We start from the raw sequence: 21,369 nt of genomic DNA, 5'->3' as shown, positions 1-21,369 counted from the left end.
CTCCCCGGACCAGGCCTGGGCGGCCCGCACACAGGGGCTCCAGATCCTCGGCCGCGCCCAGTCCGCCACGGACTTCGGCTCAATGAAGGTTCTCCGGGTCGACCCGGAGGACAAGAAGGTCTACGTGGACCGGACCAAGGAGCAGATCAAGAGCGCTCCGGAGTTCCACCGGGACAAGCACCTCGGGGACGGGGGATACCACGAGGAGCTGGGCACGTACTACGGCACCGGCGCCCCCTTCGGCGGTCGCCCCGCCTGACTTCCCGCGTGAGGGGGCCCGAACTCCGCGAGTTCGGGCCCCCTCACGCGTTTGCCCAGCAAGGCTCGATGGCTTCCCGCCCGGCGCCATCCGGCTGATCGGTACGCCAGAAAGAAGGAATCGCATCGTGAGTAGTACGGCTGAACGGCGACCGCCGACCGCGGACGAATCGGTGGGCGTGTTGGTCTCACGCGCATCGGAGCAGATCTCGGCGCTGGTCCGCGAGGAGATGCGGCTCGCCCGGGCGGAGTTGGGTGAGAAGGGCAAACGGTTCGGGACGGGCGGCGGTCTGCTCGGCGCCGCAGCTTTGCTCGGTGTCCTGGTGGCACAGGCCGTGGTGGTGTCGGCCGTAGCAGCTCTGGCGCTGGTACTTCCGGTATGGGCGTCGGCTCTGATCGTCGCCGCAGTACTGGCCGCGATCGCCGGGGTGCTGGCGGTGGCCGGCAAGAAGCAGATCGCACGGGCCGTCCCGCCCGTGCCCGAGCAGACCGTGAGCAGCGTCAAGGCCGATGTGGCCGAGATCAAGGAGAGGGCCCACCGATGACGAACCAGCCGAACCAGCCCCACACGAGCGACTCCACCCCCTCGTCCGAGGAACTGCGCGACCGGATCGAGCACACGCGCGACGAGCTCGGCCAGACCGTCGAAGCACTTGCGGCCAAGGCCGACGTCAAGGCCCGGGCCAAGGAGAAGGCCGCCGATGCCAAGGCGCAGGTCATGGACGTGGCCGCCGATGCCAAGGCGCAGGCCATGGACGTGGCGGCCGACGTCAAGGCTCAGGCTCAGGACCTCACGGCACAAGCCATGGAGAAGGCGTCCGTGATGACGGAGCAGACCGCGAATTTCGTGAAGGACAAGACACCGGACCCGGTACTCGACGAAGCAGACCGGGTTGCCACCAGGGCATGGGCCAACCGCACTCCGCTGATCGCCATCGGAGCGGCCTTGATCGTCATCCTGCTGGTGCGTCGCGGCCGGGGGCGCAAGTGAAGGCGTCCAAAGTCGCGTACAAGCCGGTCGGGCTGGCACTGGGGGCGGCGAGCGGCATGCTCGCCGGGATGGCGTTCAAGCAGGCCTGGAAGATGATCGAAGGGGAAGGTGACGCCCCGGATGCCACCGATGAGGACCGCTCCTGGAAGGAGATCCTCATAGCCGCCGCCCTTCAGGGCGCGATCTTCGCCGTCGTCAAGGCGGCCGTCGACCGGTCCGGGGCCCTCGCGACCCGGCGGGTCACGGGCACCTGGCCGGGGTAGACCTCGCTCCGACTGGCGGGGGCCCCGAAACAGGCGTCCGGAGCACCCTCACGGAAAGCGAGGGAGAGCCGCTCCCCGAGCCGGGCCCATCGAAACGACCAGCCCAGCACGGCCCATGAAACCGCTCGGGGTGGACACAGCTCCGAGCTGTCTCGTTCTGCTGCTCGCCTCGTACGGGACCCTTCCACCGTAACCCTGCGGGTTTGCCGGGGTCAGGTGTGCAGGCGGCTGTTCTTGCCGTCGTGGGCGTCGGCTCCACTGTCGTCCGGCACCAGACCTCTCGGGGCTCGCGGTCGGCAAGGACCGTCGGAGCCGGCCGGGACTTGTCGCCGGCGTGTTGCCGCAGAGCGCCTCCGCCGCGGACTCCTGTCTCAGGGGAAATGATCAAGGGCTCGGGACGTTTGGAAATCTCCGCACGGCGCAGACGCTCGCTAACACCAGCTTTATACACCGAGGCAGGAGACACATCATGGGCATTCTGGCCTGGATTCTCATAGGGTTGCTCGCGGGCATCATCGCCAAGGCGCTCATGCCGGGCAGGGACCCGGGCGGCATCATCATCACCATGCTCATCGGCATCGCGGGCGGCCTCCTCGGCGGCTGGCTCGGCAAGGTCATCTTCGGCGTCGACTCCATCGACGGCTTCTTCGACCTCTCCACCTGGATCGCCGCCATCGTCGGCTCCCTCATCCTCCTAGTGGTCTACCGGCTGGTCACCGGCAACAGGCGCCACGCCTGACCGGCGCGTCCCCTTCGTACGGAAACGGCTCCCCCTCTCCCGAGGGCGGAGCCGTTCCGGTTCTCCCGAACATGCCGCACCCCCTCTAGATGCCGGGGGAGTCGAGGTGACGACTCGAGTTCGAGTTCAACTCTCGCAACCCTCGGGCTCGGGTCACTGGCGGGGATCTAGGTGGGAAGGAGCTGACCGCGGGCCGGGGTGTCACAACCCGCCGAATCGCAACGCCGATCCCCGGGTCCTTCGTCCAGCCCAGGTCTCGCAGGGCGGTCCGCCGGTCTGTTTGAGGGCCGCGATCCGGGCCAGACGAGGAAGGGCAAGGAGTTCCCCGTCCCTCAGGGAGTGATCAGCTGTGTCGAACGACGAGAAGAGCCGGGCCAAGACCGAGCAGGCCAAGGGCAAGCTCAAGGAGACGGCCGGCCGCCTGGTGGGCAACAAGCGACTGACGGCCGAGGGTCGTGCCGAGCAGGCGAAGGGCGACGCCCGCCAGGCCAAGGAGAAGATCAAGGACGTCTTCAAGCACTGACCCGCACGCCCGGCGTCCACCGCCGCGGTCCCGGACCCCGACGGGTCCGGGACCGCGGCGCGTCCGTACCGATCGAGGGAGGGCTCCCGCATGACGTTGCCGGAGAACGGCAGAAGGAAGGCCTGGGGCGGTTCCGCGCCGCTAGGGCGCGATGTGGTGCTGGCCGTGGGGCTCGCGGGGATCTGTGTCGGCGGCCTGGCCGTCTTCCTCAAGACCGCCGCGGGGGCCGGGGCGGGGGTTTGGGTCGTACCCGTCGCCACCGCGGTGGTCCTCGCGGTCGGGGCGGCGCTGGCCAAGTGGAGCGTGTCGCCCGTGCGGCGGCGCTCCACCGCCCCTCCGGCGCCCGGCCCCGCCGGCCACGGGGATCCGTACCCGATCGAGGCGACGGCGGTACTGGACGTGCCCGCCGTCGGAGGGGTGCCGGACCTCGGTGCCGGTGCGCTGGACCACGCCGCGGCCGATGCCGACGGCTTCGAGCACGCGATAGCCGCGCTGTGTGCGCGTGACGGCTGCACGCCCGTGGAAGTGGTGGGCGGTGCGGGCGACTTGGGAGCCGACGTCATCGCCACGACCCCGGACGGACTGCGTGTCGTCGTTCAGTGCAAGCACTACGCCGACACCCATCGCGTCGGCTCGCAGGACCTGCAGCGCTTCGGCGGTACCTGCTTCGCCGTTCACGGCGCCGACGTGGCGATCGTCGTCACCACGAGCTCCTACACCACCCCCGCCCTCGAGTACGCCGCCACGTGCGGCATTGTCTGCGTCGACGGCGAAGCCCTGGCCGCCTGGACGGACTCGGCCGTGGCCCCGCCCTGGGAATCGGACAGCCGCGACCCCGCCGCCCGGGTGTCCACCGCCTGACGAGCTGGCCCCTCTCGTCTTCCGACCTGCCCGATTCTGCGGGGGCGGCGCGGCCGGCGTCCCATCGGCGGGGCGTCCCGAAGAGTTCCGCAGGATGGGACGCGACTGCTGAACCGTGCGCGCAGTCGACCGGTCCCCCACGCATGCCGCACCGCACCTCCGGCTCGCTGTTTGATCTCCGCCGTACGGGCCAGACGGGAAGGGGTCGCGCATCCGAACGCGGTGCGCATCAGATGGAGGTTCCGAGGTGGGAAACGTGTCGCGTCTGCCCGGCCGTGCCGAGCACCACTGGTTGTGGCAGGAGGAGGCGGCTTGCCGCGAACTGGGCTCGCGCCTGTTCTTCCACCCCAGGGGCGAGCAGGGGCCGGACCGCGAACGGCGGGACGAGGCGGCGAAAGAGGTGTGCGCGTTGTGCCCGGTGCAGCGCGACTGCCTGCGGCACGCGCTGAAGGCTGCCGAGCCGTTCGGCATCTGGGGCGGTCTCACCGAGCGCGAGAGGCGCCGACTCCGTAGCGAGGAAGCGAAGCGGCTGGTCCTGCCTTCCACCGTTTGACCTTCGCCGACCCTGGGCGCCCTCGGCCCAGAGCCGCAAGGTCCCGCGACCGCCTCCGTGAAGCACGCTGTTCGTCGTCGGCTCGGCGACGGTCAGCGAATGCACCGCACGGGCCTCCTCGGCCATGCCGAGCCGCGACGCGACCGGGGCGGTGCACGAGCAGGTCGTACGGCGCGAAGTGACCGGCGGCTCCCTCGCCGACGAACCGCACCTGGAGCCCGATGTGGCCTTCGGCCGCGCGGCCACGGTCCTGCTGGAGGACCGCCTCGGAGCACACGTATGCGAAGCCCCGTGAGGACCGGATCGGCCCCTCCTCCGGGCTGATCCTGCACCGCTACGACCAGGCCCTGGCACGGGCCTCCCGGCCGGTACTTGCCGCCACCGGCTGACGCCCGCCCCGACCCCTGGTTATCGTCAGGGCAGTCAGGACAGGGAGGTGGCCCGTGCGCGGTGCCGTCAAGGGCGCATCGCTCGCCGGAATCGCGGCGGCCGTGGCCGTACTGGCCTCGCTCGCGGCCAACGCCGCCACGTCCGAGGACCGTTGGCCCGGCGCGCTCGACCGCATCCGGCAGCAGCCGTGGTGGTGGGTCGCCGGACTCGCCGTCGCCGGGATCCTCGTGGCCGTCGTCCTGACCTGGCGGCAGGATCGGCCCGCCGACGATCCGCCCACCCCGTCCGCGCAGACCGTTCCGGACTGGGTGATCGACCGCACCGAACGGGCCCGCACCGTCAAGGCGGTGTGCCGTACCCGGCGCGGCAGCCGTACCGTCGCCATCACGACCGCCCTCGAAGGCGCCGGCGGCTTCGGCAAGACGGTCCTCGCCCGGGCGGTGGCCGCGAGTCCGCGCGTACGGCGGCACTTCCGCGGCCGGATCTACGTCATCACGATCGGCCGTGACGTCCGCGCCCGGGCGGCGATCGCCGCCAAGGTGGCCGAGGCCACCCGCTTCATCACCGGCGACACGACGGCCTTCAACGACCCGGGCCTGGCGGGCGACCACCTCGGCCGGCTCCTCGACCGCCGCCCCCGCACGCTGCTCCTCCTCGACGACGTCTGGGATGCCGAACAGCTCGACCCCTTCCTGCGCGGCGGCGCCCGCTGCGTCCGCCTCGTCACCACCCGTGTCCCCGGCGCCCTGCCACGCGGCACCGAACGCGTCCGCGTCGACCAGATGTCCCCCGCCCAGGCCCGCGCGGTCCTCACCTGGGACCTGCCCCCGCTCCCCGAACCCCTCGTCCGCGACCTCCTGGAGGCGACCGGACGCTGGGCCCTGCTCCTGCGCCTCATCAACCGGTTGATCAGCCAGCGCATCGCCACCGGCACCGATCCGGAGCGCGCAGCGGCGGAGGCCCTGCGAGGGCTCCTCGCGGACGGCCCCGCCGTGGTCGACTCCGACCCGGCCACGCTCGACCTGGACGATCCGGCCCGCCGCGCCCAGGCCGTCCGGGCCACAGTGGAGGCGGCCCGGACCCTCCTGCCGCCCGGTGGTGACCGGCGCCTCGCGGAGCTGTCCGTCTTCGCGGAGGACGAGTCGATCCCCGTCCCGCTGATCGCCCGCCTGTGGACGGCGACGGGCGGTCTGACGGAGGACGAGAGCCGTACGCTCTGCGCCGCGTTCGACCGGCTCTCCCTGATCGCGCTCACCCCTGACCACGGCGGCCGCGTCGCGATCCACGACGTGCTCCGCGACTATCTGCACAAGGAGTTGGGCGAACCGGCCGCGACCGCCCTGCACGGCACGCTCGCCAACGCCTTCGGTTCCCGTCCCTGGGAGTCGTCCGAGGGATACGTCCTCGACCACGCGATCGAGCACCTGCTCGCCGCGGGGCGGACCGATGACGCGGAGCGCGTCGCGAGCGACCTGCGCTGGATCGAGACCCGACTTCACCAACGCGGTCCCATGGCGGCCTGGGCCGACCTGTTCGACGTCCCCACACGGCACGCGACCCAGCTGGCTGACGACCTCACCCGATCCGCCCACCTCCTCACCCCCACCGACCCGCCCGAGCTCCTGACGAACGTATTGCACAGCCGCCTGGAGTCGTTGCCGCTGTGGCGCGACCGGATCGCGCGCCGGCAGGCCGCCCCCGAGATCTTGGGCCGGCCGTTGCTGCGCAACCGCAGTACCCCGCCGGACCTGCCCGAACCGGCGCTGCTCCGCACCTTCCTCGGTCATACCGGACCCGTGTGGTCCGTCGGGGTCCGGTCCGACGGCACGTCGCTCATCACCGTCGGAGCCGACGGAATGGCCCGAGAGCTCGACCCGGAGATAGGCGGCGAGTTCACCGTGGACGTCCGGGGCCCCGGCCGCTTCCGGGTCCTCGCGGTCGCCCCGAACGGCACCGACCTGGTGACGGGCGGGCCGGGCCGTACCTTCCACACGTGGACCGTCGACCGGGCCACCCCGCCGATGAGAACCCTCGGGCCGGTCGGGGGCCGCGGGGCGTCGGTGCGGGCCCTGGCGGCCTCCGGGAGGCGGATCGCGACCGTCGCCACGGACGGCACTCTGGAGATATGGGATTGGAGCGGGAACCACCTCGGCCAGCACGTCCAGCAGGGTGACGAGCACACCTGCGTGGCGTTCTCCCCCGACGGGGTGTGGCTGGCCGTCGGCGGCCGCCGACGAGTCCGGCTGATGTCCGCGGACCTCGCCCAGGTGCAGGACCGCGGTCTCACCGGCGGCGCTCCGGTGAACGCCATCGCCATCGCGCGGGACGGCAGCTGGATCGTCTCCGCCGAGGCGAACGGCGTGCTGCAGATCTGGGACGAGACGCCGCCCCTCCACACGTCGCAGATCTCCGCCCACAGGGGCCCCGCCACCGCGGTGGCGCTCTCGCCGGACGGCACGTGGCTGGCCAGCGGCGGCGAGGACGGCACCGTCGCGGTCTGGGACCGGCGGACACGGGAGTGCCGCGCCCGCTACACCGCCCATACCGGCCCGGTCCACGCCGTCGCGGTCACACCGGACGGCGGCCGGGTGATCAGCACCGGAGAGGACGGAACGGTACGGGTCTGGGACAGCAGCGGGCCCGAGCGGATCCGCTTCGGCGCCGGCGAGGGAATGCGAACGGTCACCGTCGTCGGCGACGCCGAGTGGCTGGCCGTCTCCCACGGCGACGGAAGCACCAGGCTCTGCGACCCGTACGGTGAGACCTGGAGCAGCCCCCTGTCGTCCTGTCACGGGGAGTACCGAGGACCGGTCGCCTTCGCGCGGGACGGCAGCTGGTACGCGGCGGGCCACCTGCACGGTGTCGAGATCAAGACCGTCGACCAGTCGGCGGCCGAGGACCCAGCCGTCCTCCCCCTGGGCCCATCCACCACCGCGCAGGCCCTCGCCGTCGCACCCGACGGCAGGTGGCTCGCCGTCGCGGACTCCGCGGGAGCGATCCAGCTGTGGAACCGTCTCTCGCAGGCCCGGACCGCCACCGTGCCGGGTCCGTGGGAGGTCGACGGCCGGGCGCACACCGTCGCCGTCGCACCCGACGGGACCTGGCTGGCCGTGCTGCGCCACCGGCACCGGCACCGGTCCGGCCGGACCGGTGCCGAGTCCCTGGTGCAGGTGGTCCGCCTCGCGGAGGGCCGCGCCGTCGCCGGCCGCCAGGTCCAGATCCACCGCCGCGAGGAACTCACCGGCCTTGCCGTCACACCCGACGGCAGCCGCCTCCTCACCACGTCCCTGAGCGGAGACGTGAGCCAGTGGGACCCGTTCACCGGCGTTCTCCTGACCAACGTCGCCGACCCCGACGGCCCCGTCAACGGCGTCGCCGTCTCTCCCGACGGCAAGTGGATCGCCACCGCCGGCTCTCTGCTCCGCGTCTGGGACGCCGCCACCGGCCGGACCGTCGCCGGCGTCCGCGCCGAGACGCCGCTGATTTCCTGCGCCTGGCTACCTGACGGCCGCGGGCTCGTCGCCGCCGGCGAACGCGGCCTGCACTCCCACGAGTTCCGGCCCTGAGGCGGCACCCCCAGGGGACACCGAGCCGAGTCCTCACCCCACGTGTCCGTCCTGCCCGATACCGTCGGTGCAGGGAAGGCATCACGGAACCCAAGGACACCCCCGCCACCGACCACGAACGGAACCGGCCCGTCGGCGGCGGCCGCGAGGAGTGCTGCTCAGCTGGGGGTGGTGGCTGTCACCGTGTCGGGGTGAATGGTGAAGACGCGGTCCAGGCCGACGATCCGCAGGATTCGGTTGGTGTTGGCGGGGACCGCGGCGAGCGCGATACCGGCGCCTTGTTCGGTGGCGCGGTTGAGGGCCCCCACCAGGGCGGTGATGCCGCTGGAGTCACAGAATTCCAGAGCGGCCAGATCGAGAACCAGCAGCCGGCCAGGCGACAGGGTCAGTTGACCCACGGCTTTGCGGAGTTCGGGTGCCGTCGCGTAGTCGAGGTCACCGGTGATCTCCAGGACGGGACCGGTGGCGGCCTCTCGGGAGGTGATCGTCAGTGGGCTCATGCGAGATCTTCGCTCACGGGGGCGGCAAGGGGAGTGTGGGGCGGAGAGGGTACGCCGAGGGCGAGCAGTGCGGTGTCGTCGTCGAGACCGTCGCCGAAGCTTGTGAGGAGTTCGCTCAATGCGGTGATGAGCGCCTGCGGTCCGGCGGGCGGGCGCCCGGTGGTGAAGTCGCACAGGGCGTCGTCGCCGTAGAGCGTGCGGTCGGGTCCGATGCGGGCCTCGGTGAGGCCGTCGGTGTAGAGAAGCAGGGTGTCGCCGGGCAGCAACTCCGTGCGGGCGGTCGTGAACTGGGCGCCGGGCAGGACACCGACGAGCATGCCACCGGGGGTGGGCAGGTAATGGGCAGTGCCGTCCGCACGTTGGACCAGCGCGGAGGGATGGCCGCCGGAGGCCAGGTGCACGCTGAAACGGCCGCTGCCAGGGTGCAGGAAACCGAATACGACGGTGCAGTAGCGGGCGTCGCCGCTGGTGTACCGCTCGTACAGCACGGTGTTCAGGGTGCTCAGCACGTTGACGGGATCGGGGTCGTGAAGGGCTGCGGCCCTGAGGGTGTAGCGGGTCAGCGAGGTGACCGCGGCGGCCTGGGGGCCTTTTCCGCACACGTCACCGAGGAAGAATGCCCACCGGTCCGCGCCGACGGGGAACAGGTCGTAGAAATCTCCGCCGAGCAGGTCCGGGGAGGCGGTGTGGTAGTGGGAGGCGGCCTCCAGCCCCGGCACCGCGGGCAGCTCAGCCGGCAGCAGGCTCTGCTGGAGGACAGCCAGGGCTTCCTGGAGCCGTTCGCGGTCGGCCTCCGCCTGGCGCCGAGCTTCTTCCGCCGCCTGGCGGCTGCGCAGCAGCTCGGTCTCGTAGGCGCGTCGGTCGCGGGCGTCGAAGACGCTCGTGCGGACCAGCATCGGCTTGCCGTCCTCGCTCGTCTTCACCTTTGAGGTGACCAGCACCGGCATCCGTTGCTTGCCGGCAGCCTTGATCTCCAGGGCAATGCCGCTGATCTCTCCCTGCATCTGCAGCATCGGGGCGAAATGGGTCTCGTGATAGAGCTTGCCGCCCACCGTGAGCAGGTCGGTGAACCGCATGCGCCCCACCACCTGGGCGCGGTCCAGGCCGAGCCAGTCCAACAAGGTGGCATTGATCTTCGCGATGGTGCCGTCCATCAGCGTCGACAGGTAGCCGCACGGAGCCTGGTCGTACAGCTCCTCCGTGCTGTCCTCCAGAAGGGAGATGAACGCCGCGTCCGTGGTGTCCAGGTCCGGATCCCTGTCCGGGTCCTGGTGGGTGCTGCACATCATCGGGAAGCTCTGATGAAGTCGGTGATCGCCTCGGCGGTGGCCTCGGGGGCGCTCAGCTGCGGGCAGTGCCCCGTTGCCTCCAGCGTGACCAGGCGGCTGCCGGGGATCGTGGCGTGTACGTAGGCGCCGACCTCTCGAGGAGCGATCACGTCCTGCCGGCATTCCAGGACCAGCGTCGGAAGCGTCACTGTTTTAAGGTCCTGGCGGCTGTCGGACAAGAACGTCGTACGGGCGAAGACCCGCGCCATGTCCGGGTGGGTCGCGCAGAACGAGGCCGTCAGCTCCTGGCCGAGCTCCGGTCGGTCCGGGTTGCCCATGATCACCGGGGCCATTGCCGCCGACCAGCCGAGGTAGTTCGACTCCAGGGAGTCCAGCAGCTCATCGATGTCGTCCGCGTCGAACCCGCCCCGGTATCCGTCCTCGTCGATGTAGCGGGGCGAGGGAGCGACCATCACCAGGCGGGAGAACCGGTGGGGCGCCTTGGCCGCAGCGAGCACCCCGACCATGGCACTGACCGAGTGCCCGACGAAGATCACGTCGCGAAGGTCCAGCTCCTTGCACACCTCCAGGACGTCCAGGGCGTAGCCATCGAGCGAGCTGTAGCGCTGTTCATTCCAGGCCGACGGGTCCGCGTTGCCGGAGCCCACGTAGTCGAAGAGCACCACCCGGTAGCCCTTGACGAGTGTGGGCAGGACCAGGCGCCACATGTTCTGATCACAGCCGAACCCGTGCGCCAGCATGAGCACCGGCCCATCCGCACGTCCAGTGACGGTGACGTTGTTCCTGCGACGAATATCCATCTCGTCAGTCTCGCATCACCCGCAGCGCCCCTGACATGCAGCCGCGACGTGCGTTGCCGTACAGGACACGTGCAGTGGGCCCCCGGTGGGTATCCGTGTGACGGCCCTGCCACCTCACCCGGAGGCAGAGCTGTCACGTCCTATCCGGCGCTCCCGGCCTGGCGCGCGTCCGGGCCGCTGGAGGCAGTTGCGGCCGTCGTGGCCGTGCGCCGGCAGCGGGGATGCCGGAGGCTGGGCGGCCCCCGGTGCCTGGCTGTCGGGGTGGCTGATCACTGACGACACGGCTCTCGCAGCGGGCTGCCGGTTTACGCCAGGCCGGGGTCGCTTGACCCTGGCGCCTTCGGGTAGACGCTGTCTGGATCGGCGGGCTTCCGCCGGCCTCAGCCTATTTCGCACGCGGCAGTGCGGAGCAGGGAGCGCTTCATGATCCTCATCCTCGGCCTCATCCTTCTGATCGCCGCGCTGATTCTCGCCGTGGCCGGGGTCATGGCGAATCTCGGCGGTGCTCACGAGCTCACCAACGACTTCTCGGTCTTCGGCTACCACGTCACCAGCTCGACCGGCGCCCTCTTCCTGTACGGCATCGCTGTCGGCGCGGCCGCCGTCCTGGGCCTTGCTCTCGTCCTGGCGGCGGCCCGCCGGGCCTCCCGCCGCAACCGCCTCGCCCGCCACGAGGCTTCCCTCACCTCGAAGCGGGAGAGCGCAGTATTGGACCGCGAGCGCGAGGACCTCATCGCGCAGCGCGACGCCGCCCGCGCGGAAACCGCCCAAGCACTCGGAGACGACCATCCCACCACCGCGCCCCCGACCACGGGTCACCGGCGCGCCAAATGGCTCGGCGGGCACAGCGACCCCCGCTAGCCACCGGACCGCCCTCTGGTTGGCGAGCAGTGCCACCTGGAAGCGCTGCGCGGGTCAACGGGGGAGGAGGGCGCGTACGGTCTTGCCGCCCTCGGGCCTGGGCGTGACGACGGTGGCGAGGGCGAGCTCGTTGACCATGTGCCAGCCGAATCCGCCGGTCTCGTCCCTCAGGTCGGGGGTGCGCATGCGCGGCGGGTCGGGGCTGAGATCGTCGACGGCGACCTCGGTCGTGCCGGGGTGGGCGGTCAGGCGCAGGGTGTAGGTGCCGCCGCCGTGACGCAGGGCGTTGGTCACGAGTTCGGAGACGACCAGGATCACGGTGTCGGCGTGCTCCGGATCCATGGCCGGCTGCCCGAGGGCTTCGAGGAAGGCGTGCGCGGCCTGGCGCGCACCGGCGACGGACGTGAGGGCGCGGAAGGCTGTGCGGTCGGCGGTCATCGTGGTCATCGCGCGCTCCGGGTCCGTCGTTGCTGTCGATTCTTGCCTGCCTGGGCGTTGTGCTCCCGCCCGCAGCTGTCGAACCTAACGACACCCGATTACCTCAGTGACGGGCACCTGGAAATCTATGTTGGTCGGAGTAGACATTGGGCTGTGGCGTGGTTATGGTTTCTCTCGTAGCGCAGCGAGACAGCAGGGCCTGGCAGAGACGAACTGCCGGGCAGCGCTACACGCAGTACCCGTAGATGCAGTGCGCAGGACGGTGCGGTGGTGGAGTGTCGAAGCCAGAGCAGGTATAGGACGGCGACGGGACTGGCGACCGGACCGGGTGGCCCGCAGTGATCAGGGGCCGCCGCGAGCAGTGCCGCGGTTAACGCAGGTGGCAGTACCCGTAAGTGCAGTAACGCAGTACCCGCGGTAGGAGCGGTACGCAGCAGTGAAGTCAGTGGAGCGGTACCTCGGTGAAGGCGTCGGCTGCGGGCGCGCGCACCGGGAGGTTCGGCAGGTAGTTCGCAGTACAGCACTAGGCGTCACCAGCAGTATGCAGTCCCCCGCATAAGTAGTTGATCACGAGGGGTGAACGGAGGAGCCGAGCGCCATCAGGATCGCCCGGGCGGAGTGTTGAGTCCGGGGCGCAGGACATCGTTAGTGAGGTGGTCTCCGGTCAAGCAACCGCGATCCCCGCGCCCCCGACAGTTGGTGAGTCGGGTGTGTGGACACAGTAGGTCGGCGCAGTTCCAGGGCCGGCAGATGGTGTAGTCAGCTCCTTCGGGGCCTTGGTGCCATCGGCGCCAAGGCCCCTCCGCACGTCCCCAAACAGGTGCAATGACAGCAGACGACTCGCTCGGCCGCCTCGATGACGACGACTACCCCGCCTACAGGATGTGCCGGGCCGCCGACATGCCCGGCACCACCCAGAGCTCGTATCCCGGGTCGCGGGGCGCCGCCGGCTTGATCTTGGTGCAAGCGTTCCAGCGAGCTCGGGCGGGTCCTTGTCGGACTTGCTCCTGTTGGAGGCAGCGCAGACCGCGATCAGGGTGTCGGGGCTGTTCTGGTCGTTCGGGTACGCCTCGCGCCGTGGCGCCCGCGGAGGCCGGGGATCGTGCCAACTTCGTGCTTGTGGTGCGGGCCTTGCGCTTGCGATTATCGCGACTGCGCTCCCGCCGACCGGGTGGGCCGCAACCACATGGGGGAACGTATGCGCGTCTCACGCCTGCTCGCCGCTGCTGTGCTCACCGCGCTCGCCGCCGGTATCGCCGTCCAGTTGGGCGAGGCCGCCGGTCAGGGCGACTCTCCGGCGCAGCTCGCCTACATCAACATCAACACCCAGGTGCTCCCTTCGCAGCAGCTGGCCTGATCTGTTCGTAGCCAGGTCGCCCGCTTAGGTCGTGTCCGCAAAGTCGCTCGGTCGTTGGCCCATTCGTGCTGCGATGACATGAACTGACTGGTCAGCTCTGGTCGGTGATCGAGCCGCTGCCGGCTCCGTCTCGGATGGGGCGTCCGATGCGGGACCGGCGACAGGTGCTCAACGGCATCCTGTGGAAGCCGTCCACCGGGGCTGCCTGGCGAGACCTGCCGGAACGGTATGGGCCGTGGAAGACCGTCTACGAACGCCTCCGCCGCCTAGAGGATCCCGATGCCAGAACCCGGGAGCGCCGAGGGCAGGGAGACAGCTGCGATACCCGCGAAGTCGTGCTGGAGCATTCGGGCAAGGACGCGAAGCGCGACAGCGAGTGCAAGGCCGTCTCGGGGGCCAGCCCGAGCAACGCCCCGCAGCCCGCCCACGGTGCCATCCCGGAAGGGTCGGTCCCGTTGACCGACCACGTGCAGGCGGGGCCCGGCCGCGCGATGACCGACGAGACCGGCGTCATCACCGGCGACCTCACCCTCACCCTCATCCTCACCTTCACGACCGAGGTCGGCCCGTATGCAACGCCTCGGTCCGGATCCGGTACACCGGCACCGACGAGTGGTACACCCTTACCGGCAGCCCGGCTCCGCTCCCACCCGAAGGCCGGCGGCCGCGGCGAAGCCCCCGACACCACCTCGTGAGTGCCCGGCTGCGGCATCGTCTTGGTCTCGGGATCGCGGGGCTCGGACTGACCCTCTTCGTGATCGATCGGCTCTTGGTCTGAGCCACCTTGTTGGCAGCGAGGCTGGGGTGGTGAGGCGGAGGTACTCCTGTTCGCCGCCGCCACCCGCCGACGGCATGCGAGGGGCGCTCCGCGCCGGGGATTTGACTCCCGCTGACGCGACGGGTTGAGCTGCGCCGGAGAGGCCGCTGCCGCCGGACGCGTTCAAGGCTGGACACGTGGCGCGTTGCCTGAGCGGACGGGTCGGTCTGGTGGGCAGGTCGCTCCTTCAGGTCAATCAGGCTGCGTTTGTGCATTGATCTCCCTTGGGCGAGCAGGAGAGGTGGAACGAGCCACCTATCCCCTTGGAAGGCCTGGACGATGACAGACGACACGCAGACGGGGAATGTCCCCTTCGACGGTATCTCCGCGGGTGAGCAGATCATCGCCGCGCTGGACAGGCTTCCCGCACCCATGGTGGTGGCCCTGAAGCAGTTGATGGTCTCGTTCGGCTTTCCGCCGTCGGGCACCGTCAACGAGATGCCTCCGGGGGTCGCCCCTGCACTGACCGCGGTCGCGGACGCGTTCTGCGGCAGGACCACGGGCGGGCAGGGGCCGGGCTCGCCCGGCGGAGGAACTCCGGCCTTCCCCAGTACGCCACCGCTTCCTCCGCCCCCGCCCGGTGTGATCACCGGCTAGACGCAGCGACCCCGCTCATCGCCGCTCGCGCCGCCGTACGGGGCGTGCACCGCACGAGATGTGCAACGGCGGCAAGGGGCGGGCCCCGTACGGCCGCAGACCCCGCCGCATGGCCGGAGGCCCCGCCACCCGGCGGGCAGGACTGCGCCGGTTCCGGTTCCCCCTCCCGGTCCGTCGCGGGTGCGCAGGCCGGGTTCGGCGCCTTTCTGTTCCGCGAGGCCGGAACCGAGGACGTCGACGGTGCATGTACGCCTGGGGCGACCACATCGCCGACCTCACTCGCCGCACCATCCCGCTCCCACAGGAACGGCAGACCCTGCTGGAGTCCGTCAGTGCAGCGATCGAGTCCCTGTCGGCCGAGGCACCGGTCGCCGCGGTGGACCCGGGGCGAGCTCCACCAGCCACACCGCCAGGCACGGTACGAGTGGACGCGGCGAGCGGGGGAGTCGTTCCTCTCTTGAGACAGTCTCACGCTGCGCAGCCTCCACGGAGTTGGCTTCAGCCGGCGGGGAGGCGGCATGCGAGACCTTCGGCCTGTGTGCAGGTCCGGGCATCCACCGCGATGAGCAGCGAACTGAAACCGCGGCGAGACCTTCCCATTCGACCTCGGAGCCGGCCACGTCATCAAGGGCTGGGACATGGGCGTGGAGGGTATGAAGGTCGGCGGCCGCCGCAAGCTGGTCATCCCCGCGCACCTCGGCTACGGAAACCGCGGCGCCGGCGCGGCGATTCGGCCTGGTGAGACCCTCGTCTTCGTCGTGGACCTGATCGCGGTGAAGTAGCCCCCGGGCGCCGCGGGGTACGTTCGGCTTTACGGGGCGGCCCGCGCATCTTGTGGGTCGGTGTTGCTCGGCACGTGCAGGCGCCCGCAGAGCCTTGGGTCGCGTCCAGCCAAGCGTCTGCGTGAGCAGCCGGAACGTGAGCTCCACGTCAAAGCGCCGAAGGAAGGATGGCAGCCCCGTCGGCGATCGGCGGCCTGGGTCTTCCACGGACTGCGGGCGAAACCGGCCGGGAGCGGGTTGTCCCGCGGATACGCCCGCATCCGTGAGGCGGCGCCTCCGTGTGGCGAGTTGGGACACGGGACGACGAGAGCCCGGCTGGTGCGCCGGGAAGGAACATCCGGTCGTCAAGGGCGCAGGTGCCCGCTCCACCGACGACAGCCTGGGCAGGGAGAGTGTGATGAGGGATGCCGATGTGCTGGGGGAAGAGCGGGCCACGGGCTTCGTCCTGTGGTGGGCGGCTCTCAGGGGCGGGCGCGGTGAGGTTGTGACCCTGGGGTGCACCGCCCCCGTCCTGGTGGCCCGCGCAGACTTGCAAGGCTGCGTGCGTGACACCGTTGCCGGCGGTGTAGGGCTGTCAGAAGGTGTTTCCCGTGTGTGCGAGTGCCTGCTTCAGCAGCACGCCGTGGCCGCCGGGCATCTCGTTTTGTACGGCGAGGTCGGCGGCCTCCTGGGGACTGAACCAGACCAGGTCCAACGCATCCTGCCGGGGGCGGCAGTCGCCGGCCACCGGGACGACGTAGGCCAGCGACACCGCGTGCTGACGGGGGTCGTGATAGGCAGTGATGCCGGCGGTGGGGAAGTACTCGGCGACGGTGAAGGGCTGGAGGGATGCGGGGACACGGGGCAGGGCCACCGGCCCGAGGTCCTTCTCCAAATGACGCAACAGTGCGTCGCGGACCCGCTCGTGGTGGAGGACGCGGCCGGACACGAGTGCCCGGCTGACCGTTCCGTCCGGACCGATGCGCAGCAGCAGCCCGATGTCGGTGACTTCACCACTGTCATCCACCCGTACGGGAACGGCCGTCACGTACAGGATCGGCATCTGGGCCCTGGCCACTTCCAACTCATCCGTGGTCAGCCAGCCGGGCGTGGTTTCGATCATGTCAGACATTGCTCGATCCTACGTTCCCGGTGCCGTATTCACAGGACCACCGGCCGGTTCACATGAGCAGGTCCCCATTCCGGCTGCTGCGCGCGGCGACTTCGGGATCCGAGTACCCCATCTCAGTTGAAGAAGAGGGAGGGCAAGTCGCGCGCTCGCTAGGCCGGGCGCAACGTCGCCGGGGGCAACCGGGTACGGCGGCAGTCATGAGTGCACAGGCCGAGGGCGCGGACGTACTCGACGACTACCTGCAGAGCGCGCTGAACCGTCCGGGACACCTTCGACACCGCCACCCGGGCCACCGAACGGTTCCGCTCCCACCAAGCCCGCGGAAAGATCGTCCCCACCGTTCCCTGAGCGCTGCCACGCAAGCCGTGGAGAGAGGCACACCGCTACAGAACCAGCACGCCACACCGAACTTGGACCACGGTGTCGCGTACGGGTCACGTCGCGAGCCGTCCGCATGCGCCGGTGGGGTGGGCACCGCGCCAAGTCCGGTCAGCGGCGCCCGCGCAGGCGGTTCAGCAGTCGTCCTGCCTGTGCGCGCTTGCGGGGGTCGGCGGCGGCTCGCCGGGCCGAGGCGGTCACCCGCTGCCCCTGCGGGCTGCGCGCGAACTGCTTGATTCGGGTCAACAACGCGGACATGAGTTCTCCTTGGGGTTGTCCACCTCGTGTACCCCGTGCCGCGGCCTTCATGTGCTTCTCAGGCCGGCTGTCCGTCGGCGAGCCCGAACGCGCGGGGGAGCCCAACATCCGGCGCGCAGTGCTGTGTCACGTGGCGTGACTGGAGCGGAATCAAGGAACTCTGGATGGCCGGCACCGAGCCCTGGCAGACCGTCACACGGCCTGCCAGGGCCCATTGATGAATAGCGGCTTTGCTCCTGTGCCCCCGTAAGTTCTGCGCTGCCGTATGCGGCAGCGACTGGTGCATCGGCCCATGACCGGACCGGTAGCGGTCGGTCACCTGGCAGGTTGCTGCGTCCGGCGCGCCTCGCGTGTGCGACTCGGCGAAGCGGAACTCCGTGCCGGGCTTTGGGGCCTGGCCGTCGGAAACGCCACCTTCCGGCCGGTCGGATGGATCAGGGACGGGTGTACTTGATGCACTTGGATGAATTCGCGTGCGCATCGTCAATGCAGACCCTGACGTACGCGGCCCCGCCGGGCGCATCCGCAGGGATTCCGATATTGAACGGGTACGTCACGTCGCATTTGGTGCCGGTGCTCCAGGTGCCGAGCTCGTTGCCAGAGGCGCCGTACGCGCCGAACCACGCGCTCTGGCAGCCGACGGCCCGGAGTGTTCCATCGAAACCGACCGACCGGTCGTACCAAGTCAGGGTGCCGCGGAGGTAGCCGGCACCGAATGTAACGTTGACAGCGGTGGTCGAGTAGGCGGCGGTCTGCGCGCCGGCGACGGGAGCGCCCAGCAAGATGCCCGCGGTCAGCGCGACGGAACCGAGGGCGGCGGCGAGATGAGTCTTCATGCGATCTCCAGGACGGGATGAGCCGTTCGCAGGCTCACCTGACCGAGGCGACGGCCGCGCCGGCACCCACCAGGTACGGGTCCCGAGCAGCTGGGACCGGGCGTTCCAGCCGGCCTCAGCTCGCGGGCTAAAGCGGCCTGGCGATGAGCTTGCACGCGAGGTCCTTGAGGTTCCCGTCATCGAGACAGACCCTGACGTAGGCGGCCCCGCCGGGCTGGTCGGCCGGAACGACGAAGTCGTAGGACGCGATGGTGCCGCAGGCGATCGGGGAGCCGCCGCCCTGGCCGATCACGGCACGGTTCCCTTGGAGGGTGTAGGCCCACGTGGTCCGGCACGTGACCGCACCGTCCGACACTGCCGACCTGTGCTGCCCGACGACTCGGACCGACCGGTTGTACCAAGTGACGGTTCCCCTGGTCCACGTGGCACCGAAATTGATGTTGAAGTCGCTGGTGGGATAGGCGGTTGCGGTGTGCGCGCCAGCGGCGGGAGCGCCCAGCAACGTGCCCGCGGTCAGCACGACGGAACCGAGGGCGGCGGCGAAATGAGTCTTCATGCGATCTCCAGGATGGGATGAGCCGGTTGCGGCTTCACATCCTGGGCTGGCCGGCCACCTGCGGCCTACCTCTTAAGCCACGGCTTAAAGGGGGGCCGGGGTAGCAGGCGCGGCGCGTCGCGCACCTGGGCACGAGTGTCCGGTGGCACCCGAGCAGGGCGGCGCGCTGCACTCACCGGTCTGACGCCGCGGTGCCCTCGGGCCTCACGGTTCCGTCAGGGCACCGGTCCGCAGCAGGGCCAGCCCGAGGGGGGTGATGAGGTGCAGCACGGACCCGCCTCGGCGGCTGGTGGTGATGAGGCCCGTATTCCGCAGCACTGTCGCGTGCTGGCTGGCCGCTGCGGCCGTGACGTTGAGGCGGCGGGCCAGTTCGCTCGTCGTGCATCCTTCTGCTGTCACATGCAGGGCGCCGGCTCGCGTGCGGCCGAGCAGAGACTCCAGGTTCCGCACGGCGGAGCCGTCCACTTCTGCCGATCCGCTACCGGCCAGCGGCCGGCGGAGAGCAGGCACGGTCAGTCGGGGTGGCAGGGCGGTATCGAGCGGATCCCACAGAAAGCTCACCGGGCGCTTCGAGAAGACCGTGGGCGCGATGATCAGTCCCCTTCCCTGGAGACGCACCTCAACTGGGCGCGGGTAGGGGGCTTCGAGCACCGGTGGACGCCAGCGGACCAGTGGTGCGCAGATCGAACGCAGCAGCAGATCGATGCCTCCCTCCAACACCAGGTTCGCGCAACGGGTGGACAGCGCGACCAGTTCGGACCGTCCTCGATGCCAGTAGGGCTCCACGGTCAGCCGATGGCAGGCGCGCACGGCCTCGGCGAGCTCCCGCCGCGCGTCGCGGTCGCCCTCGGACACCCGCCTGGCCCATGGCAGGTGTCCGGGGTGGAAGTCGAGACCCTCGAACTCGCGGCGCAGCCGGGACACCGGGGCATGCAGCAGGTTGTCCACGGCGTGGTCCAGAGAGGGCACATCGCCCATCAGTGCCAGCAGATCAAGCCCGGGACCGCGCACCGGAACCAGGGACGTCAGGGGGCGCGTGCCGGCTCCCAACCGGCCCGCGACCGCTGACCGCCACGAGCGGAAGTGAGGAAGCTCCCGCTTCTCTCTCAGCAGCTCCAGGCTGTAGTAGACCTCCGCTGCGACACCGATCGTTGCGGCCACCCGTGTGCGGGCGAGGTCTTCCGTCGTGAAGTGAATGCGTAACACCGCCCGGCCCCCTGCCACCGAAGTGAAGCGCGTGAGCGCACCCCCAGCATGCCCCAACTTGCCGCGCCCGATCCGGCGTTCAGGCGTAGGTCGCGCCGCTTGCTGACAGCGCATGCGCGCCCGTAGACCGGTTCGGGCGACGGATCGGGTCTGCCCCGGCATGACTCGGAAGATCGCTGACATCTCGGTCTCCTCCGGCGGCTTCGGCGTCCGGCCCGACCTCGGCTCGGGCAACGGTCTGTGGGGCGCCACCGCACCGGTACCCCGTGGTTCGAGGTGGAGGACGGGAACCGGTCCCTCGGCCGGTACCTGAGGTGAGACCGGGCCGCCAGTCGGCAGCAGAGTCAGGCCGCGGGTCCGGCGGTTCTTCTGTGACCGGGCCGCGTGCCGGCGGCGAACGTTCGTCGAGTAGGTCGGCGGGCTGAGCGAGCGGCATCGCCGCTCCACCCCCGGGCTGAAGGCCTGGCTCCGGCAGGTCGCGGTCGAGCTTGGTGGGCGGGCCGGCGAACGGCTGTGCCGCCGCATGCACCTCGCCGCCGCCGGACGCACTCGAGTAGTGCTGGAGCTGCTGGATCCCCCGCCGGTGCCGGAGTGCGCCCCGCGGGTACTCGGCGCGCGGCCGGTGTGCCGGGCACGCGCAGGGGCCCGCCCGCGCCCCTGCGAGGGCTGGGCGGCGCTATCCGGCAGGCGTCGCTGCGGTGGTCGTGCGGAGAACGCCTATTTTGTCGATGCGGTGCTCGGGATTGCCCTGCGCATCGCTCCAGAAGTTGCCTTCGGCATGGTCTTCCGGGGTGGCGCAGGTCGAGATCGTGATCATGGCCTGTGTCGGGGCCACACCCGGCCTTCCGGGAACCGCGGCGCGCTGCTCGCTCAGCGAGCGTTCTGACCGGAAGGACGTCTTGCGGCTCGCGATGATCTCGTACGTGTACACCACATCGCCCACGGTCACGAGCACCGAGTCGCCCTTCGCCACGGCGGGCAGGTCACGCAGCGGGCCGCCCGCCGACAGGCGGTGCGCGGTGACCAGGAAATTGCCCGCCTGGCCGGGCCCGACTCCGCCACGCTTCCCGTACGGGCTGGCCGCCACACCCTTGTCCTGAATACGGGTGCCGGACGCATCGTCGGTGGTGCCCTCGTACGGCATCACGCGCAGCCCGGTGATGCCCACCGAGGGTATGGACAGGACGGACGCCTCGGTCTGCACGGAGGTAACCGGTGGCTCGGACGGCCGCGCGGCGGTGGCGGCCGAGGCCGAAGCGGATGCCGCTGCCATCGTCGGCGGTGCGGGAGCCGCCGGGCCGGCGGCAGCCTGAGTGGTGCTGCAAGCCGCCAACAGGACGACCACGGCGCCGGCCGCCACGGCGGATGCGGCTCGGGTCGGGAAATGCAGGGGCATGGGCGTTTCCGTACTGGTCGGCGGGCTCGTCGGGGCAGGGGTG

At 70.5% G+C, this 21,369-nt stretch carries 22 protein-coding genes and 5 pseudogenes; 17 read left to right on the top strand and 10 right to left on the bottom strand.

The window, feature by feature from the left end; translation table 11 throughout:
- The 10 genes and pseudogenes from ACFVX6_RS19515 to ACFVX6_RS19470 all read left to right on the top strand — a co-directional run.
- Window positions 1–259, top strand: a pseudogene (locus tag ACFVX6_RS19515) (PRC-barrel domain containing protein); the annotation flags it as partial.
- 127 nt (window positions 260–386) lie between these two features.
- Window positions 387–803 (top strand): phage holin family protein, encoded by a 417-nt coding sequence (locus ACFVX6_RS19510; protein ID WP_389692999.1) that lies wholly within the window; start codon window positions 387–389, stop codon window positions 801–803.
- A complete protein-coding gene (locus ACFVX6_RS19505) occupies window positions 800–1,249 on the top strand; it encodes a DUF3618 domain-containing protein (RefSeq protein ID WP_389692997.1) in 450 nt (149 codons plus the stop codon). Before ACFVX6_RS19510 ends, ACFVX6_RS19505 begins: the two co-directional genes overlap by 4 nt.
- Window positions 1,246–1,512 carry a DUF4235 domain-containing protein gene (locus ACFVX6_RS19500; protein ID WP_389692995.1) on the top strand — a complete coding sequence of 89 codons (267 nt, stop codon included), beginning with the start codon at window positions 1,246–1,248 and terminating at the stop codon, window positions 1,510–1,512. Before ACFVX6_RS19505 ends, ACFVX6_RS19500 begins: the two co-directional genes overlap by 4 nt.
- 469 nt (window positions 1,513–1,981) lie before the next feature.
- Complete coding sequence (locus ACFVX6_RS19495; RefSeq protein ID WP_351381153.1) at window positions 1,982–2,251, top strand: GlsB/YeaQ/YmgE family stress response membrane protein; 270 nt, start codon at window positions 1,982–1,984, stop codon at window positions 2,249–2,251.
- 349 nt (window positions 2,252–2,600) lie between these two features.
- Complete coding sequence (locus ACFVX6_RS19490; RefSeq protein WP_389692993.1) at window positions 2,601–2,774, top strand: CsbD family protein; 174 nt, start codon at window positions 2,601–2,603, stop codon at window positions 2,772–2,774.
- Between the two features lie 90 nt (window positions 2,775–2,864).
- The gene (locus ACFVX6_RS19485) at window positions 2,865–3,635 is read left to right on the top strand and encodes a restriction endonuclease (RefSeq protein WP_389692991.1); all 771 of its coding nucleotides are present in this window, start codon (window positions 2,865–2,867) and stop codon (window positions 3,633–3,635) included.
- A 256-nt stretch (window positions 3,636–3,891) separates the two neighbouring features.
- Entirely contained in the window at window positions 3,892–4,188 is a 297-nt protein-coding gene (locus ACFVX6_RS19480; protein ID WP_389692989.1) for a WhiB family transcriptional regulator, read from the top strand.
- 148 nt (window positions 4,189–4,336) lie between these two features.
- A pseudogene (locus ACFVX6_RS19475) lies at window positions 4,337–4,483 on the top strand (iron-containing redox enzyme family protein); the annotation flags it as partial.
- A 148-nt stretch (window positions 4,484–4,631) separates the two neighbouring features.
- Window positions 4,632–8,144 carry an NB-ARC domain-containing protein gene (locus ACFVX6_RS19470; RefSeq protein ID WP_389692987.1) on the top strand — a complete coding sequence of 1,171 codons (3,513 nt, stop codon included), beginning with the start codon at window positions 4,632–4,634 and terminating at the stop codon, window positions 8,142–8,144.
- A 158-nt stretch (window positions 8,145–8,302) separates the two neighbouring features.
- On the opposite strand, the gene ACFVX6_RS19465 is transcribed toward ACFVX6_RS19470, so the two are convergent.
- Genes ACFVX6_RS19465 through ACFVX6_RS19455 form a run of 3 tightly spaced genes read right to left on the bottom strand, consistent with a single transcriptional unit; the run spans window position 8,303 to window position 10,733 of the window.
- Window positions 8,303–8,644: an STAS domain-containing protein gene (locus tag ACFVX6_RS19465; RefSeq protein WP_389692985.1), complete on the bottom strand. Its 342-nt coding sequence runs from the start codon at window positions 8,642–8,644 to the stop codon at window positions 8,303–8,305.
- A complete protein-coding gene (locus ACFVX6_RS19460; RefSeq protein WP_389692983.1) occupies window positions 8,641–9,933 on the bottom strand; it encodes a PP2C family protein-serine/threonine phosphatase in 1,293 nt (430 codons plus the stop codon). Before ACFVX6_RS19460 ends, ACFVX6_RS19465 begins: the two co-directional genes overlap by 4 nt.
- Window positions 9,930–10,733 (bottom strand): alpha/beta fold hydrolase, encoded by an 804-nt coding sequence (locus ACFVX6_RS19455; RefSeq protein ID WP_389692981.1) that lies wholly within the window; start codon window positions 10,731–10,733, stop codon window positions 9,930–9,932. The genes ACFVX6_RS19460 and ACFVX6_RS19455 overlap by 4 nt, the downstream gene beginning before the upstream one ends.
- 423 nt (window positions 10,734–11,156) lie before the next feature.
- On the opposite strand from ACFVX6_RS19455, the gene ACFVX6_RS19450 reads away from it, so the two are divergent.
- Window positions 11,157–11,594, top strand: a complete 438-nt coding sequence (locus ACFVX6_RS19450; protein WP_389692979.1) for a hypothetical protein — start codon at window positions 11,157–11,159, stop codon at window positions 11,592–11,594.
- Window positions 11,595–11,648: 54 nt separating this feature from the next.
- On the opposite strand, the gene ACFVX6_RS19445 is transcribed toward ACFVX6_RS19450, so the two are convergent.
- Entirely contained in the window at window positions 11,649–12,041 is a 393-nt protein-coding gene (locus ACFVX6_RS19445; protein ID WP_389692977.1) for an ATP-binding protein, read from the bottom strand.
- An 816-nt stretch (window positions 12,042–12,857) separates the two neighbouring features.
- Here ACFVX6_RS19445 and ACFVX6_RS19440 point away from each other — a divergent pair.
- From ACFVX6_RS19440 to ACFVX6_RS19415, 6 genes and pseudogenes are all read left to right on the top strand, one after another.
- Window positions 12,858–12,953: pseudogene (locus ACFVX6_RS19440) on the top strand (MerR family transcriptional regulator); the annotation flags it as partial.
- Between the two features lie 277 nt (window positions 12,954–13,230).
- A complete protein-coding gene (locus tag ACFVX6_RS19435; RefSeq protein WP_389693009.1) occupies window positions 13,231–13,389 on the top strand; it encodes a hypothetical protein in 159 nt (52 codons plus the stop codon).
- A gap of 83 nt (window positions 13,390–13,472) precedes the next feature.
- Window positions 13,473–13,655, top strand: a pseudogene (locus ACFVX6_RS19430) (transposase); the annotation flags it as partial.
- Window positions 13,656–13,724: 69 nt separating this feature from the next.
- Entirely contained in the window at window positions 13,725–14,084 is a 360-nt protein-coding gene (locus ACFVX6_RS19425) for a hypothetical protein (protein WP_389692975.1), read from the top strand.
- A 401-nt stretch (window positions 14,085–14,485) separates the two neighbouring features.
- Entirely contained in the window at window positions 14,486–14,803 is a 318-nt protein-coding gene (locus tag ACFVX6_RS19420) for a hypothetical protein (RefSeq protein ID WP_389692973.1), read from the top strand.
- A 578-nt stretch (window positions 14,804–15,381) separates the two neighbouring features.
- A pseudogene (locus ACFVX6_RS19415) lies at window positions 15,382–15,585 on the top strand (FKBP-type peptidyl-prolyl cis-trans isomerase); the annotation flags it as partial.
- Window positions 15,586–16,159: 574 nt separating this feature from the next.
- On the opposite strand, the gene ACFVX6_RS19410 reads toward ACFVX6_RS19415, so the two are convergent.
- The 6 genes from ACFVX6_RS19410 to ACFVX6_RS19385 form a co-directional block, all read right to left on the bottom strand.
- Window positions 16,160–16,687 carry an NUDIX hydrolase family protein gene (locus tag ACFVX6_RS19410; protein WP_389693005.1) on the bottom strand — a complete coding sequence of 176 codons (528 nt, stop codon included), beginning with the start codon at window positions 16,685–16,687 and terminating at the stop codon, window positions 16,160–16,162.
- A 498-nt stretch (window positions 16,688–17,185) separates the two neighbouring features.
- Window positions 17,186–17,332, bottom strand: coding sequence for a hypothetical protein (locus ACFVX6_RS19405; RefSeq protein WP_389692971.1), 147 nt, complete (start codon window positions 17,330–17,332; stop codon window positions 17,186–17,188).
- A 434-nt stretch (window positions 17,333–17,766) separates the two neighbouring features.
- Window positions 17,767–18,168, bottom strand: coding sequence for a hypothetical protein (locus ACFVX6_RS19400; protein WP_389692969.1), 402 nt, complete (start codon window positions 18,166–18,168; stop codon window positions 17,767–17,769).
- Window positions 18,169–18,295: 127 nt separating this feature from the next.
- A complete protein-coding gene (locus ACFVX6_RS19395; RefSeq protein WP_389692967.1) occupies window positions 18,296–18,724 on the bottom strand; it encodes a hypothetical protein in 429 nt (142 codons plus the stop codon).
- A gap of 204 nt (window positions 18,725–18,928) precedes the next feature.
- Entirely contained in the window at window positions 18,929–19,930 is a 1,002-nt protein-coding gene (locus ACFVX6_RS19390; protein WP_389692965.1) for an ArsR/SmtB family transcription factor, read from the bottom strand.
- A gap of 676 nt (window positions 19,931–20,606) precedes the next feature.
- Window positions 20,607–21,326 (bottom strand): class E sortase, encoded by a 720-nt coding sequence (locus tag ACFVX6_RS19385; RefSeq protein WP_389692963.1) that lies wholly within the window; start codon window positions 21,324–21,326, stop codon window positions 20,607–20,609.
- Window positions 21,327–21,369: the final 43 nt, after the last annotated feature.

This window comes from Streptomyces sp. NPDC058289 (genome assembly GCF_042880975.1).
Lineage (GTDB): Bacteria > Actinomycetota > Actinomycetes > Streptomycetales > Streptomycetaceae > Streptomyces > Streptomyces stoeckheimensis.
This window is presented reverse-complemented; position numbering and strand designations above follow the sequence as displayed.